This window comes from Oerskovia sp. PE-21s, assembly GCF_056158145.1.
The window spans coordinates 44,640-59,554 of sequence record NZ_JBUXJM010000007.1 but is presented as its reverse complement, the minus strand read 5'-3'; the positions used below and the strand labels follow the sequence as shown (position 1 = coordinate 59,554).

The window sequence follows — 14,915 nt, the reverse complement described above, 5'->3', positions numbered from 1 at the left end:
AAGTGAACTCCTCCATGGAGCCGCCCGAACCTGTGAGATCGCTATGACACGGGGTAGGTGAGGATGTGAGTTCGGGGTGCGTCGGGTGCCCGACGGCGGGGCTCGCCCCGGGCGTCCGACGGCGGCGCCCTCGGGTGCCGGCAGGCGCGCGGGATGCCCGATTCGGTCCAGGCGCCGCGAGCGGGTATCCTTCTGCAGCCGGGACTTCCCGGCTGGGTAGCGTGTCCGAGTGGCCTAAGGAGCACGCCTCGAAAGCGTGTGTGGGTGAAAGTCCACCGTGAGTTCGAATCTCACCGCTACCGCAAGCACGAAGGGTCCCGACCAGTGGTCGGGGCCCTTCGTCGTTCCCGGTCTACGACTAGCCCACGATTTTGGGGTTCGGCGCCGAGTCCGTCGGCGCGTGAGATCAGTTGGTCGATCACCACGCGCATGTCCAGCGCCAAGTGGAGCCGCCTCAAGTTTGCCGCTTCGTCGTCGTTTCGTCGGAGTGACCGAGCAGCATCGTCGCATTGGTCAGCGACATGCTGGTCGCTACCTGCGTCGGCGCCGTGCGACGGAAGTTGTTCGGGGCGACGCGCAGACCGATCTACGCCGAGCGCCGCCTTCGCAGCGTGACTCAATTCACCGTCAGTGTGAGGGGGCGACTCGCCTTGCGCGGGTGAAGTAGCCGACGCATCGGGGTGCTGCTCAAGGAAGGCGAGCGCCTCATCGGCGCTCTCGAATGTGGCCCGAACTGTGCGTTGAATGTGCGCGAACATGCTCTTCGACAGGCCGATGTCGGCGACAACGGAACCAAGTGACACGCCCGAGGTGGGCAAGCATGACAAGGACCTCGCAGTCCCGATCGGTACGGGGCCCAGCGGTCCACCTCAGGTGCTCTCCTCTGGCGCGCAATCGCCTTCCGAGCGCGGGTGCGGTGCGTGTCGTAGAGCGAGCGCTAATGGGCGCGGTCGCGGCTACGTGTTGTCCTGCATGTGGTGGTTCGGGTGCGATGACGTCGGTGTTAGGTTGATATCGGCGCGTGACGTGTCGTGGATCAAGCGGTTCGCTGGCGCGTGTGTCCGACTCGGCAGCTTCCCTTTTGCCAAGTGTTCGCGGAGCGGGTGCGGGAGCGGTGCAGATCGCACGACGAGGCGCTGCTGGCCTTGACCATGAGCGGACACTAGCGCCGTCCGTGCAACATGTTGCACGCGTGCCGCCAAAGTCAGGGTTGTGCTACTAGACTCCCCTGTGGGGCCCGTCGGATGCGGGTCCCGTCGGCGTCGACGCCTCGCGGCGGGCGTATCAAGCGGTGAGAACGCCGGCCGGCGGCGAGCGTCTGTGGGCACTGGCAAGATGGCGAGCCGAGCTCAAACTCTAACCTCGAATCACGGAGGATCTGCTGTGTCAGGCCACGCCGACATCTCGGCCACCTCGAAGGAGATCGTGCTGTCGTGGCTGCAGTCTGTCTCGCAGCCCGGTGTCGTAGACGCGGCATGGGTGCCGGGCGCCAGCCATGCCGAGCGCGAGCGCCTAGCCGCACTCGGTGGCCTAGTGTCTTCCCTCCTCGGGGAGGAAACCCAAGGATCCAGGCTGTCGCCGAGTCTCGAGTCGGCCGAGATCGGCCAATGGCTGGCAAGTGGACCGACTCCACCCGAAGACGTTATCCTCGCTGGCAAAACGCTCTTGTCCGACCATCCCGACAGCGGGCTCGCTGCCCTTTACAGCACAATCGTCTCCGGAAAGTCCCGGCGAACCCTTGGCACCTTCTTCACGCCACCGCACGAGGTCGAGTGGATGCTCAGGTCATGGGCGGAACATCATGATGCCCCAGACGCAATCGTCGACGTGGGTGCTGGAGTCGGGATTTTCACTACGGCGGCCGCGGCGCGTTGGCCACAAGCTCAGATCTGGGCGATCGACATAAACCCGATCACTCTTGGTCTGCTTGGTCTGCGAGTCAGCGGGGAGTACGACCTCCGAGCGGCGGACGACCCCGGCCCTGGAATCCGACCTCTGCACGCTGACTTTACTCTGTGGATGGAGTCCGGTTGGCGGTCAGTGCCTGGCAGACGGCTCATTCTCGGAAATCCCCCCTATACCCGCGTCCAGCTGATCCCTCGCCAGCAGCGGGAACGCCTCACCGCGGCCGCTGGAGGTCTTTGCGGCCGACGAGCGTCGCTGTCTGCCCTGATTACGGCCCAATCTCTCAATGCGCTCGAACCCGACGATGGGCTGTGCCTCCTTCTCCCAGCCCAATGGCTCGAATCTGACTACGCGCAACTGCTTCGACAGCGAATCTGGTCGCTGCGCGATCGGCGAGTGGATATGCGTCTCTTCACGGACGGTCTATTTGACGATGCGACAGTCGACGCGGTTGCGCTGACTGTTGGCCCACAAGATTCTCGACCCCAGCCGATTGTCTTCGCATCCTCAGACTCCGAATCCACCAAAACTATGGACCGCGACGAGTGTCCCAGAGAGTGGCGCAGCCTCTTCGCGCCCATGGGTGCCCCTGCCACGAAAACAACCAACGAACCGACTGTGCACCGACTCCGCGACTTCCTCGAAATCCACCGCGGCGTCGCAACGGGCGCCAACTCCTTCTTCGTCCTGACGGGCAGTGCGGTTGTCGATGCGCAATTGCCGAAGAGTGCCCTCGCACCTATCGTTCGACGGCTCAACTCTCTACCAGACGTGATCACAGCGAGTGTGCTGGCAGAGCTGCCTGTCGAAGATCAATACTACCTCCTGACGATCGCCCGAGAAGACCTGGAAAAGTCAGCGGCCCTACGCGCATACGTGAAGTCTGGCCAGGAGAGTGGTGTAGACGAGGGTCACCTTTGCCGAAAGCGATCCACCTGGTTCGACCTTTCGAGTGAAGTCCTCAAACCCGATCTCATGATTGGTCAGTCAACCAAGAGCAAATTCCGAATCGTCGAGAACAATGCATCTGCTGCACTCTTGAACAATCTGTATGCAATGACCTGGCGCTCGTCGGTCGAAACAAGGGTTCGGGTAGAGCTGCTTGCCTGGCTTCGCGGTGAAGACGGTCAGGCCGCGCTGAAGAATGCTGCGCGCATTCGAGGTACTGGGCTACTAAAAATCGAGCCGCGGGCGCTCATGGAGCTGAAAGTTCCAGAGCGATTTAAAGCGGCGCAGGGACTCCTGGCGTAAGCGCCTGCGCAGGCAGCGAAACTAGAGCCTCGGTCCACCTGCCCGCTTGATCCGATGGCAGGTACGGGCCGAGGTTCGTGGCCCTGCACCATCCAATATTCGACACCACGCCGCTGCGCGAGGAGCGGGCACAAACAACGAGCGCCCATTCGGCAGGATTCCTTCTTCCAGTATCATATTCGTTCCGGGTCAGGAAGAATCGTAGCGACGAAATGTGCGCATCGATTGTTTGGGTTTTTACCTCAAGCTTGCGCTGCCCCCCGGTAACAAGTGGTGCGACGACGTCGTAGCCGAACAGATCGGAGACGAGGCTCACCCGCGAGCAACGGTCGGCAAGGTCCGCGCGTCGCATCCCCCGAAGCTCCTCGCGAACGAGATTTAGGACGTGCTCCTCGCCCGCTGCACCCACCTCCGCTTTATCCTGCCCAAGTGTGCGTTCGTTCACGATTCGCAAGAGTTCTTTGGGTGCTGCTTCACCGAAACTGGCCTCGAGAAATATCCTTAGTGCGGACGTGGGCCGCAGTCGATCGCCGTCGAGTTGGAGGAGGCCGGCTTCAAGCAGTAACCCCTCACCGACACGGAGTATCGATGGTGAGAAAGTCCTGTCAGCGGCTGCAGTACGGTACGCGGTGCGGACATCGGAATGCACGTTCCCGGCGTCATCGATCCAACGCGCGACCTGAAGGGCAGCGACCAACTCGTGCTCCGTCGGCTGGCTCACTGCTCCTGAGCCCCCGAAAGGTGTTCCAGTACCTCCTGAATGTCCAGACCGTCGTCCAAGACGTCACCGATGTTCTCGTCGTCCGGTAGCGCCATGGTTACTAGGCCAGGATCCCTGAGCATCTGGCCGAGGCGAGTGACCTTCGCCGTAAGTCGCTTCTCGACACGCTCATCGATGGTTCCCTCAGAACTGAGGAGATAGAAGCGCGTCTCAGTTCCTTCTTTCAGCCCCAGTCGATGAATGCGATCGAGCGATTGCAGGTACTGGCCCGCGTTGAATGTGCGGTCGATATACACTGCGTCATGACACCAGTGATGAAGTGAAACGCCCTCAGACATCGCAGCCGGATTCGCGAGGAGCACCAAGCAGTTTGGATCCTCCCTGAACCTACGCAACTCCGTCTCGCGGGTCCTGACTCCCGGTTCGGTCTCCTCGCCGCTTGGAATCCCGCCGTAGACGACGGCGGGTTCTAACGCCGCAAGCTGCTGTTCAAGCGCGAGGAGATTGCCGGGAAAATGCGACCAAACGAGCGTCTTCCGAGGAAATGGCGTGTGGTTTGCGTTTCGGAATACGATCTTGCAGGCTTCGGCAATTTTTGCGGGCACCTCGTGCTCCGAGTAGGTTTCGACCATTCGTGCGAGATCGCTGCCCGGGGGAATTGCTAGCGGCGGAAATCGGTAGGTTCGGGATGGGTCCGCGGCAGACGCCAGAAGTTGGGGACTCGACGCCGCTTGTATGAGGTACATTGCCACCTCGCCCATCCTCGCGAACTTATCGGCGTCATTCTGTCCGAGGCTGAGCAATCCAGCATAACGCCGAAGCATCGCGTCATAAATGTCCTTTTGCAAGGGCCCCATCTGCAGCGGCGGAATCCGGACGTATCTCACAGGCGGAAGACTCAGTGTGTCTTTCGTCGTACGAACGTACATCGGTTGGATGTGGCGGTTCATCTCAAGCAATGCCGACTTCGTCGGTTCCGCGGCGAACGCTCGACGCGGGATCGCGCGCGTCGCCATGCCGCCGGGCCAGAGGATGTCGAGCAGCGCGACGAGGTCCTTGGGGTGGTTGGGGGCAGGCGTCCCGGTAAGAACGTCGCGCCGAGCAGCCAACGGAGCGAGCGCCATGAGTCCGCGTCCCCACTCACCCAGGCTGCCTCGCTTTGCACGATGCGCCTCGTCGACGACCAGATGAACTTTCCGGGATCCCATCCACTCTGTGAGTTCTGGAATTGCGCTAGCTAGCCGCTGGTAGTTTATGATCACAACGTCGGCATCATTCCCCAGTCGTCCGGACCAGCGTGTTGTCGTCAGGGGGGGAGAGACAATGCCGTTCGCTTCCTCTTCCCACGCTTCGAACGCAGATAGCGGTCCGACAACGATAAGTCGGTCAACGCGGTCGACGGCACGTTCCATTAGGTGGACCGACAGTGTGACGGTCGTCTTGCCGGCCCCGGGCACGGAGAAGTTCGCGCCGTGACGCATTTCCCAGAGTCGGGATACGTCCGCCTCCTGAAACGCCTTCAGGTCTCTTCCCACGAGTCGGTGGCTCCCGGCAGACATTTCAGGACGTGTTCGGGTTGGAGAACTCCCGGTCAGCAGCGCCGTCAAGGTCACCCTGTCCTCTTTGAGCCGACCAAGAACAGTACGCACTGATGCGTCGACACTCATCGAGGCGCCCAAGCCAACGAGTATCTGCTTGAGCGTATTGGCGCGAGCGACGATCTGATCTGCGGATGCCAGCAAGGGAGTACTTGGGCGCGGAAGTGTTCCCGTAACCCTCACGGCGATGTTCGCCCAATCCGTGTCGTCTATGCCGGAGCGGCTCAACTCGATAGCCCGGCCATCGTCCGCCAAGCGCATCATCAGTCGTGGCTTTGTGCGCAACGGAGCAGGCTCCTCAACCACGGCTAAGGATTTCCCGCATCTCGTCCAGTCCTGCTGCCACTTCGTCCAAGACTGCCCATACCTCAGCAACAGACCCTGCGAACTCATCGTCCTCGATGACGTCGGCCAACGCGCTGTTTGCCTGCTCGAGAGCGGTCCGCGCATCCTCTAGCAACCTGATTGGCTTTTCGAGCCGTGCGCCCGCGTCCAGTGCCATCTTTGCGGACTTCAGCGCTGCCTTCGTCGACTGAGCGAGCGCGCTCAGCACGTCGGAGGCAGGTAGCGAAGTTCCATCTGCCAACGTGACTTTGCCCGAAGTCCCCGCGCGGCGTGCCTGAAGGGTGACGCTGACTACGGCCTCCGCTGCCTGGCTGCCCTCGTTGCCGTCCCCGCCGCCAAAGTTGAGCAGATCGAGATCCCCGAACGAACCCTCCTCAATGTCGGTGTGCGTCTCACCCGGCTGGGCGGCGAGCGAAGCAAGCTTCTTGCCGACGTCTCCGGACCGGTCCAGCGCTCCGAGTAGGTGCTTGTCGACCCAACCGGGTGTGGCGCTGCGGAGGTTGTGCACGGCGTCCAGGTCCAGGAGGTGCAACTGAAGGTACTCCCGAAGATGATTGTCGCCCGCCTCCTGGCCGTCCTCTTCGTCAAGACGCTCAACCCGGGCAACGAGTTCTTTCCAGTTCTGCAACTGGGTCTTGGCACCGCCGAAGCTGTCGATAGGCAGTGGCTCGGGCGTTAGGTGTCGTGCCCGCTCCATGAGTGCCAGCACCTTGAAGCGCAGTGCAACCTCGGGCACCCGGATCCGTTGCCGCTTTGCAATGCGTTCCGCGGACATGCCACCGACCTCGTGCAGCCTGCGCAGCATCATCAGCTCGGACACCAGGTCGTACTCATCCTTGTAATCGCGCTGCTTCTGAAGGACGGCCTCCAGGTCGTAGCGCTCGGCCGGGCCGACGTCCTCCGGCAGCACCGCAACACGGATCGCGTTCTCTCTCAAAACGCCCTCATCCAGCAGCTCGCGCATCAGTATGCATCGCGTGTTTGCGTTGATGAGAACCCCGTCCCGCGTAATCACGCCAGGGTCTGACTGACCCTCCTCCCGCAGCGAAACCTTGAGATCCTCAGCGCGATGATGTCGGGCGCGGACCAACTCGCGAACGACATTCTGCGCCTCAGGACTTGTCGGATCCGACTCGACGAGACCGCGGTCAGGGTGGTCGAGGAGCACCGGCGCGATCCGCGAGGACTCTGCATTGAGCAGCGGCGCCGTAACGGGCAGCGTCACCACGGCAAGCATCGTCTGACCTCGACTCAAGGGGAACGGGCTCCGCTCAGGGCTACCGCTGCTCGCGTGCACCTGCAGTGCCATTCGGATCTGCTGCTCCAACGATGCCTCGGTCAATGGGGTTCCTCCCGTGCGTCGAGCTGATTGCGAGCCTAAGCGTAGAGGTAGCCACCGACAGCGGCGCAAATTCGACACGACGGTGCTGCCGCTCGGCGACACACCCGGCGAACTTGGCGGCTTCGGCACGTCTTCATCCCGCCCGCGGGGAGTTTTCAAGGAATCGACCTGGATCACCGCCCGAACATCGCCGCATCTTCCTCCGTCGGCGACTCGGGATCACGACGTGACGCACATGCACCCTCATCGAGCACATCGTCACCGGGCGCCCGCAACATGCTCGTGAGCGCTTTCCTTACTGGCTCCAGTGCGCGGCTCCGCCGCGTGGGGCGGCCTCCCGGGCGGGGCGCCGCGCTCCGCTCGCTCCGCGTACCTCACCCTCCCACTCCGCACGGCGAATGCGGCCCCGAGCCGTCCCCGGAACCGCCACTCATTGCTCTGCCGGACGCTGTGCCGCCGTCGACCACCTTCTTGATCCTTCATCCCGGCCGTGCCGTGCCGCTCGCGTTCGGCCCTTGACTGATCGCCGAGCATCCGGCCGACTCCTCCTCGCGTCAAGGGCGACTTCGGCGTCGCGACGCGATGGCCTGCGGCCACCCCTGACCCGGCCTCCGCCGACTTCTCAGGCTCCGCCATCGGTTGGGTGCCTTCGAGTATCCCCACTGGTTGGCTACTTCGGTTTCCTCACCCCGATGGACTGGGGCCCCAGAACCCCAGGAGACACAGCGACGCCGAGGCGAGGGACTGTGAGCATCACGCCCAGCCCGAGTGTGACCCTCGAGAAGTGGTCGGGGCCCCTCGCCGTTTCCCGAGGGCGAACCTGCTGCTCGCCGCGAGCTGGTCCCTACGAACGCCCCTCAGGGCTGGCCCGAACCGACACATCCCCGCTCGTCCGGCCCCTCTCAAGGCCGACCAGCACGCGCTGGACGTCGCCCAGCGCGGCATCGTCGAGACACTCCTGCCACGCGTCGCCCGTGGCTGCCCGACGCCCACCACCCAGGGCCCCTCCGTCGGGACGTCGTCGGGCGTCGGGACGGATGCCCCTGTCGAGCAGGCACCGAGGCTGGCCGTTGCGACCAGCACCATGAGCGCGGCTCGGAGTCGTCGAGGAACGAGCACGGTGACCTCCGGGCGTCGCGGGGCGGTTGCGGGCCATCATGGCCGACGGACACCGCCCTGACCAGCGTCGCCGGGTGCCCTCGCGCTGTCACGACATGGTCGGTTCGCCCGAGATGAACCAGCCGGTCGGGCCCATCGGTGGAAGAGTGTCCCCGTGACCTCGAACGACGCCGACAGCGCAGACGACCAGCCGAGACCGTCCGGTGCGTTCGCCGCAGCCCCCGACGCCGACTCGGTCTTCCCTGCGCGTCCCGCGCCGGCGCCCGGTGAGGGAGCGCCCGCGAACAGTGGCGACGCGACCGACCCGGCCGGCCCGGCTGGCCCGGCCGACCAGCCCACGCCCCAGCAGCCCGCCGACCACGACCCGGAGCACGGGACGCACCACGACCCGGCCCCCACCCGCCGCCGCTGGTCGTTCGCTCGCGAGGTCGGGATCATCGTCGTCGCGGCGCTGATCATCTCGTTCCTCATCAAGACGTTCCTGGTCCAGCCGTTCGTCATCCCGAGCGAGTCGATGGAGGACACGCTCATCAAGGACGACCGGGTCCTGGCCTCGCGCCTGGTCCCGCGGTTCCTCGACGTGCACCGCGGCGACGTCGTGGTCTTCAAGGACCCGGGCGGCTGGCTCGCGAGCCAGCCGCAGAACGAGTCGACGGGGCTGGTCAAGGCGGGGGAGACGTTCCTGACGTTCATCGGCATCCGTCCGGTGGACGCCAACGAGCACCTCATCAAGCGGGTCATCGGCCTCCCGGGCGACCACGTGACGTGCTGCGACGCGCAGGGTCGGGTCTCGGTCAACGGTGTGCCGATCGACGAGACGTACATCAAGCCGGGCTCGGCCCCGAGCGAGATCCCGTTCGACGTGACGGTCCCTGAGGGATACCTGTTCGTCCTGGGCGACAACCGCCAGAACTCGGGCGACTCGCGGTACAACACCGACAAGCCGGGGAAGGGTTTCGTGCCCATGGAGAACGTGGTGGGCACCGCGGTCGCGAAGGTGTGGCCGCTCGACCGGGCCGCGTTGATGCGCAACCCGGGCAGCGTCTTCGAGGACGTCCCGGAGCCCTGAGCGGCCTCACCCGCACGACGACCCCGCCGCCCGGGCACTCTGACCCCGCATCCCCTAGCGTGGGGGCACTGCCCGCGCGCGGAAGGACTGTCCGTGTCTGAGAGGTCTGCTCGTCCTGTCGGGGGCCTGCGTCGCAGGGCGGTCCTCGTCGCGACCGCGGCGGTCGCTCTGGTGGTCGCCGCGGGCTGCACGGGGTCGCCCTCGCAGGACCCGGGCCCGACGCCGGAGCGCCCCACCGCGGGCGCCTCGCCGTCGGAACGGCCCACGCCCACGCCCAGCCCCACACCGGCCCCGACCCCGACCCCGACACCCACGCCCACCCCGACGCGTGCCGCGTCGAACGTGCCCATGACGCGTCTCGCGCCGGGCGAGAACCCGCCGCAGTTCGTCATCTTCTCGTTCGACGGCGCGGGGTGGCACGACCGCTGGACCGAGTTCCGCGAGGCCGCGGCGCAGGTGAACGCGCGGTTCACGGGGTTCCTCACGGGCATCTACCTGCTCACGGACGAGCACCGCGACGCCTACACGGGTCCCGGGCACTCGCCGGGCAAGGCGTCGGTGAGCTTCGGGGGAGACGCGGCGACCGTGACGACGCTCGTGGGCGACCTCAACGCGGCGTGGATGGAGGGGCACGAGATCGGGACGCACTACAACGGTCACTTCTGCGCGGACAACCCGCCGGGCGGGGCGTCGTGGTCGACGGCCGACTGGAACAGCGAGCTCGACCAGTTCTTCGGGTTCTGGAACGGCTGGCAGGAGATCGACGGCCTGCAGGGCACGCCGCCGCTCGCGATCCCGGCGTCCGAGGTCAAGGGTGGCCGGACGCCGTGCCTCGAGGGGAACTGGGACCAGATCGCCCCGGCGTGGGCCGCGCACGGGCTGACCTACGACTCGTCGATCCCGGGCAGCGGCATCGCGTGGCCCAAGCAGGAGTACGGCGTGTGGGAGTTCCGCATGCAGACCACGAGCTCCCCGACGCTCGGGAGCGTCATGGCCATGGACTACAACTTCTGGTACAAGTTCAACAAGGCCAAGAACCAGCCCGAGCGGGCCCCGGAGATCCACGCCGCGGTGCTCGAGACCTACCGCCACATGTACGAGGCGGCCTTCATCGGCAACCGGGCGCCGGTGCTCGTGGCGAACCACTTCAACCAGTGGAGCGGCAACGCGTTCAACCCTGCCGCGAAGGGGTTCATGCTCGAGACGTGCGGCAAGCCGGAGACCATCTGTGCGACGTACCAGGACGTCATCGCCTGGATGAACCTGCAGGACCCGGCGGTGCTCGCCGAGCTCCAGGCGCGCCCGGCGGTGTACTGAGCCGTGGTCACGAGCGCGGGGCTCCTGCTGTACCGGGTCGCGGACGACGGCGCGTTCGAGGCCTTGCTCGGCCACATGGGCGGGCCGTTGTGGGCGCGCAAGGACGAGCGCGCGTGGACGATCCCCAAGGGTGAGCACGCCCCTGACGAGGACCCGCGCGACGCAGCGGTCCGCGAGTTCACCGAGGAGCTGGGCTCGCCGCCGCCCGAGGGCCCCGAGGTCGACCTGGGCGAGATCCGGCAGCGAGGGGGCAAGACGGTCCGGGCCTGGGCGCGCCGGGCCGACTTCGACGTGAGCACCGCGGTGAGCAACACGTTCGAGATGGAGTGGCCGCCGCGCTCGGGCCGCCGGGCGACGTTCCCGGAGCTGGACCGCGTGGAGTGGGTGCCGTTCGGGCGGGCGCGCGAGCTGGTGGTCGCGGGTCAGGTGGCCCTGCTGGACCGCCTCGAGGAGGCGCTCACCGAGCCCTGACGTGCCCGAGGACGGAGCGCGCCCCGGGCGACCACCTCTCCGTCGGGAGGTGGTCGCCCGGGGCGCGCGGCGCCGTCGGGCAGGGAGGGCGGGGCCTACTCCGGGAGGCCCGTGACGCCCGTCAGCTCGTTGGGCACGACGTCGAGCGTGGTGCTCGCGTAGACCTCGCCCGACTCGACGTCGACCGCGTGGACGGTCTGGGTCGCGGGGTCGGTCACGTACGCGGTGTGGTCGAGCACGAAGAGCGTGGGACGCGGGGCCTGCCACTCGTCGGGCTCGGTCCAGGCGTCCGTCACGGCGATGGTGCGGGTGATCGTGCCCGTGGCGGGGTCGATGACGCGCAGCGACCCGTCGGTCCCGAGGACGAGGGCCTCGCCGTGCGGGCCGCGGCCGAGCGAGCGGAACGAGTAGCTCGCGCCCGTCTCGACCAGGGCGATCTGCTTGCTCACCGTGTCGACGAGCGAGACGCGGGTGGGGCGTTCGAGGTCGGCGTCGGGGTCGGTCTTGTAGTCGCCGAGGACGACCGGGGACTCCTCCGAGCCGGCCTGGTTGCCGATGCGGCCGTACGCGTCGGCCGACGCGATCTTGGTCAGCTCGCCGCCCGCGTAGACGACGACGCCGTCCTGGCAGCCCACCACCACGGCCTCGTCGGACGCGACGGCCTCGCCGTGCACACCGGGGCAGGTGTCGGTGCGGGCGATCTCGTGGCGCGCGCTGTCGAGGACGACGACGCTCGACCGGGCGTCCTCGGTGCCGTCGGTGACCAGCAGGTCACCGTTCTCGAGCTCGACCGCGACACCGTGGTGCGGGGCCGGCGTCGTGTACGTGGTGGTCTTCGGGTCGCCGTCGGCGAGGTCGTGCGGGTCGAACGACTCGACGAGTCCCGAGCCGTCGTTGAACAGGACCGTGCGGCCCGCGTGGCGGACCACGTGCCCGGGGTTGTTCGCGGCGAACTCGACCTTCGTGAAGGCCGGGTCGGCCGTGTAGAAGTGCGAGTGGTCGCCGTGCGGCTCGCCCCACGTGCCGAGGTCGAGGACCCGGAACGCGTCGCCCGCGGAGACGATCACGTGGCGCTCGTCGCCCGCGGGGTTGAGGCGCGTGAAGCCGTCGACGGGCAGGTCGGCGACCTGTTCGAGGCTCGTGCCGTCGAGCACGACGACGCCGCCGTCGTAGCTCAGGGCGATGCGCGGGGTGTCGGTCGCGGCCTCGGTCCCGTGGCCACCCCCCTCGTGCTCGTGCTCGTGCTCTGCTGCGTCGGACGCGGCGGGGGAGCCCTCGCCCGTGGCACAGCCGGCGAGGACGGCGGCGGGCAGGGCGAGGGCGATCCCCAGGGCGAGGCTGCGGTGTCTGGTGCTGGTCATGGCGTCACGGGACCCCGACGGGTCCCACCGTCCTTCCGGTAGGTGGATGGGTTCCGACGCAGGAGCGACGGACCTCGCACACCGTAGCAGAGAATGAGAACCACTCTCATTATCAATCGCAACCTCGCTGGACCTACGCGTCGCGCACGAGGAAGCGCCAGACCCCCAGGCCGCCGACCAGCACCACCCAGGCGAGCGCGACGAGCGTCGCGGTCGGCCCGTCGAGCGCGCCCGGACCGGAGTCGAACCAGGCCGCCGCGGCACGGTCGGGCAACCAGCGCGCGTGCTCGGTCGCGCCCGCGAGCAGCGGGGACACGACGAGGACCAGCGCGAGGACACCGACGAGCGCGGGCACGAGGTGACGCACGACCAGCGCCACGGCGTGCGAGAACACCCCGATCAGGACGAGGTAGGCCGTGGCTCCCAGGAGCGCACGCGCTCCGGCACCGTCCGTCGAGGCGGGAGCGTCGAGCAGGCGCTGCGTGACCGTGGCCGCGGCCACGCACGCGCCGAGCGTCGAGATCGCCGCCAGCGCGACCACCGCGGTCGCCGCGATGCTCTTGCCCGCGACGAGCAGACCTCGTCGCGGCACCGCTGCCAGGGTCGTGGCGACCTGGCGACCGGCGTGCTCCTGGGAGACCGCCAGCACCCCGACCAGCACCAGGCCCGCCACGACGAAGGGCACCGTCCGGAGCGTGACCTCGACCGCCGAGGCGGGCAGGTCCTGGTCGGCGGTCGCGCCCGCCTGCGCCGCGGCGATCAGGGCGCCGACGACGACGGTCCCCACGACGGCGAGGACCGTGACGGGCAGCGTGCGCAGCTTGTCGAGCTCCGCGGCGACGACGGACCGCAGTCCCACGGCCCTCACGCGTCCCGCCGGGAGAACACGGCGCCCGCGACCACGAGGAGCGCCAGGGCCCACCCGGTCATGACGAGCGCGCCGGGTCCGGCGGCCAGCCCGCCGGCGACCGTGTCGACGTCCCCGAAGAGCCTGCGCCCCGCCATGTCCGGGAGCCAGTGCGCGACCGGCGTGAGCATCGTGAGCAGGAGTGACACCGATACCAGGGAGCTGTTGACCACGAGCACGAGGAGCGGGACGACCCCGTTGCGCGTGAAGACCGTGACGGCCAGCGCGAGGAGCGCGGTGAGCGTCCAGTAGAGGGCCGCGCCGAGGCAGCGCCGGACGGCCTCGTCGACGGGGACCGTCGAGGTCGCGGCGTCGCCGATGATCGCCTCGGCGAGGGCGACGCTCGCCGGGATCGCCACCGCCGCGGTCGCGAGCACGAGGAGGACGACCGCGCCGGCCTTCGCGACCAGGACGCCCACGCGGCGCGGGACGGCGACGAGCGTCGTGCCGATCTGCCGCCCGCCCCCGGCGTCGGGGCTGTTCGCGGTGAACTCGCTGCTCATCGCGACCACGCCGATCACGACCGCCCCCACGGTCCCGATCGGCATCGACGCGAACGCGGTGTCGAACGCGGAACCGTAGCCCGAGTCCTCGGGACGTCCGGCGACGAGCGCGTCGCGGACACCGACCGCGTTGAGCAGGGTCAGGGCGGCCGCCCCGAGGACGGCGACCGCCGCCCCGGTCCACACCGCCGGGAGCGCCGAGAGCTTTTGCAGCTCCGCGACGAACACGTTCCACGCCCTCATCGGACCGTCTCCCGGCCGTCGCTCGTGAGCGCGAAGAACGCGTCCTCGAGGGTCTCGTAGCGGCGGGTCACCTCGTCGAGCGTCCCGTCCGCGACGATCCGCCCGCCCGCGATGATCACGAGGTCGTCGGCGATGTCGGCGACCTCGCCCATGAAGTGGCTCGACAGCAGGACCGTGCCGCCCGCGTCCGCGTGCGCGCGGAGCAGGCCGCGGATCCAGCGGATGCCCTCCGGGTCGAGCCCGTTGACGGGTTCGTCGAGCACCAGGGCCTCGGGCTCGCCCAGGAGCGCGCACGCGAGCCCCAGGCGCTGCCCCATCCCCAGGGAGTAGCGCCCCACGCGCGTCCGTGCCGACGCCGTGAGCCCGACCTGCTCGAGCACGTGGTCGACCCGCCGCTGGGGAAAGCCGTTGCTGCGCGCGACCCAGGAGAGGTGGTTGCGGGCCGTGCGCGAGCGGTGCGCCCCGGAGCCGTCGAGCATCGACCCGAGGGTGCGCAGCGGGTCGCGAAGGGACCGGTAGGGCCGGCCCGCGACGAGGGCGCGCCCCTCGTCGGCCCGGTCCAGGCCGAGGAGGATGCGCAGGGTGGACGACTTGCCGGCGCCGTTCGGCCCGAGGAACGCGGTCACCCGGCCTGGTCGGGCCTCGAAGCCGACGTGGTCGAGGACGGTGCGGGAGCGATGGCGTTTGACGAGGTGCTCGATGGTCAACATGCCCACAGTCCAGCCGCCCGGGGTGCGCAGGTCATGGGGCCAGGGGCCGGACC

The 14,915-nt window shown here is 67.6% G+C and carries 11 protein-coding genes and 1 tRNA gene; 5 read left to right on the top strand and 7 right to left on the bottom strand.

Annotation, left to right across the window (positions count from 1 at the left end; genetic code table 11):
* The first annotated feature begins 215 nt into the window (after positions 1 to 215).
* Together ACZDYF_RS14160 and ACZDYF_RS14155 are read left to right on the top strand one after the other, a co-directional pair.
* Positions 216 to 302, top strand: a tRNA-Ser gene (locus ACZDYF_RS14160).
* Between the two features lie 1,081 nt (positions 303 to 1,383).
* Entirely contained in the window at positions 1,384 to 3,156 is a 1,773-nt protein-coding gene (locus ACZDYF_RS14155; RefSeq protein ID WP_475058117.1) for a class I SAM-dependent methyltransferase, read from the top strand.
* On the opposite strand, the gene ACZDYF_RS14150 is transcribed toward ACZDYF_RS14155, so the two are convergent.
* The 3 genes from ACZDYF_RS14150 to ACZDYF_RS14140 are packed head-to-tail and all read right to left on the bottom strand — an operon-like array spanning position 3,128 to position 7,048.
* Positions 3,128 to 3,877: a protein NO VEIN domain-containing protein gene (locus ACZDYF_RS14150; RefSeq protein WP_475058114.1), complete on the bottom strand. Its 750-nt coding sequence runs from the start codon at positions 3,875 to 3,877 to the stop codon at positions 3,128 to 3,130. The genes ACZDYF_RS14155 and ACZDYF_RS14150 overlap by 29 nt on opposite strands.
* Entirely contained in the window at positions 3,874 to 5,739 is a 1,866-nt protein-coding gene (locus tag ACZDYF_RS14145) for an SNF2-related protein (RefSeq protein ID WP_475058111.1), read from the bottom strand. The genes ACZDYF_RS14150 and ACZDYF_RS14145 overlap by 4 nt, the downstream gene beginning before the upstream one ends.
* 34 nt (positions 5,740 to 5,773) lie before the next feature.
* Positions 5,774 to 7,048, bottom strand: coding sequence for a hypothetical protein (locus ACZDYF_RS14140; protein WP_475058108.1), 1,275 nt, complete (start codon positions 7,046 to 7,048; stop codon positions 5,774 to 5,776).
* Positions 7,049 to 8,435: 1,387 nt separating this feature from the next.
* On the opposite strand from ACZDYF_RS14140, the gene lepB reads away from it, so the two are divergent.
* The 3 genes from lepB (at position 8,436) to ACZDYF_RS14125 (ending at position 11,138) form a co-directional block, all read left to right on the top strand.
* Positions 8,436 to 9,350: a signal peptidase I gene (lepB, locus tag ACZDYF_RS14135; RefSeq protein ID WP_475058105.1), complete on the top strand. Its 915-nt coding sequence runs from the start codon at positions 8,436 to 8,438 to the stop codon at positions 9,348 to 9,350.
* A gap of 93 nt (positions 9,351 to 9,443) precedes the next feature.
* Complete coding sequence (locus ACZDYF_RS14130; protein WP_475058102.1) at positions 9,444 to 10,667, top strand: polysaccharide deacetylase family protein; 1,224 nt, start codon at positions 9,444 to 9,446, stop codon at positions 10,665 to 10,667.
* A 3-nt stretch (positions 10,668 to 10,670) separates the two neighbouring features.
* Positions 10,671 to 11,138, top strand: a complete 468-nt coding sequence (locus ACZDYF_RS14125; protein ID WP_475058099.1) for an NUDIX hydrolase — start codon at positions 10,671 to 10,673, stop codon at positions 11,136 to 11,138.
* A 95-nt stretch (positions 11,139 to 11,233) separates the two neighbouring features.
* Here the strand turns inward: ACZDYF_RS14125 and aztD are convergent, their stop codons facing one another.
* From aztD to ACZDYF_RS14105, 4 genes are all read right to left on the bottom strand, one after another.
* The gene (gene aztD / locus ACZDYF_RS14120; protein ID WP_475058096.1) at positions 11,234 to 12,499 is read right to left on the bottom strand and encodes a zinc metallochaperone AztD; all 1,266 of its coding nucleotides are present in this window, start codon (positions 12,497 to 12,499) and stop codon (positions 11,234 to 11,236) included.
* A gap of 133 nt (positions 12,500 to 12,632) precedes the next feature.
* On the bottom strand, positions 12,633 to 13,358 hold the full coding sequence (locus ACZDYF_RS14115) for a hypothetical protein (protein WP_475058093.1): 726 nt from the start codon (positions 13,356 to 13,358) through the stop codon (positions 12,633 to 12,635).
* Between the two features lie 5 nt (positions 13,359 to 13,363).
* Positions 13,364 to 14,152 carry an ABC transporter permease gene (locus tag ACZDYF_RS14110; protein WP_475058088.1) on the bottom strand — a complete coding sequence of 263 codons (789 nt, stop codon included), beginning with the start codon at positions 14,150 to 14,152 and terminating at the stop codon, positions 13,364 to 13,366.
* Positions 14,149 to 14,862: an ABC transporter ATP-binding protein gene (locus ACZDYF_RS14105; protein WP_475058085.1), complete on the bottom strand. Its 714-nt coding sequence runs from the start codon at positions 14,860 to 14,862 to the stop codon at positions 14,149 to 14,151. The genes ACZDYF_RS14110 and ACZDYF_RS14105 overlap by 4 nt, the downstream gene beginning before the upstream one ends.
* Positions 14,863 to 14,915 lie beyond the last annotated feature (53 nt).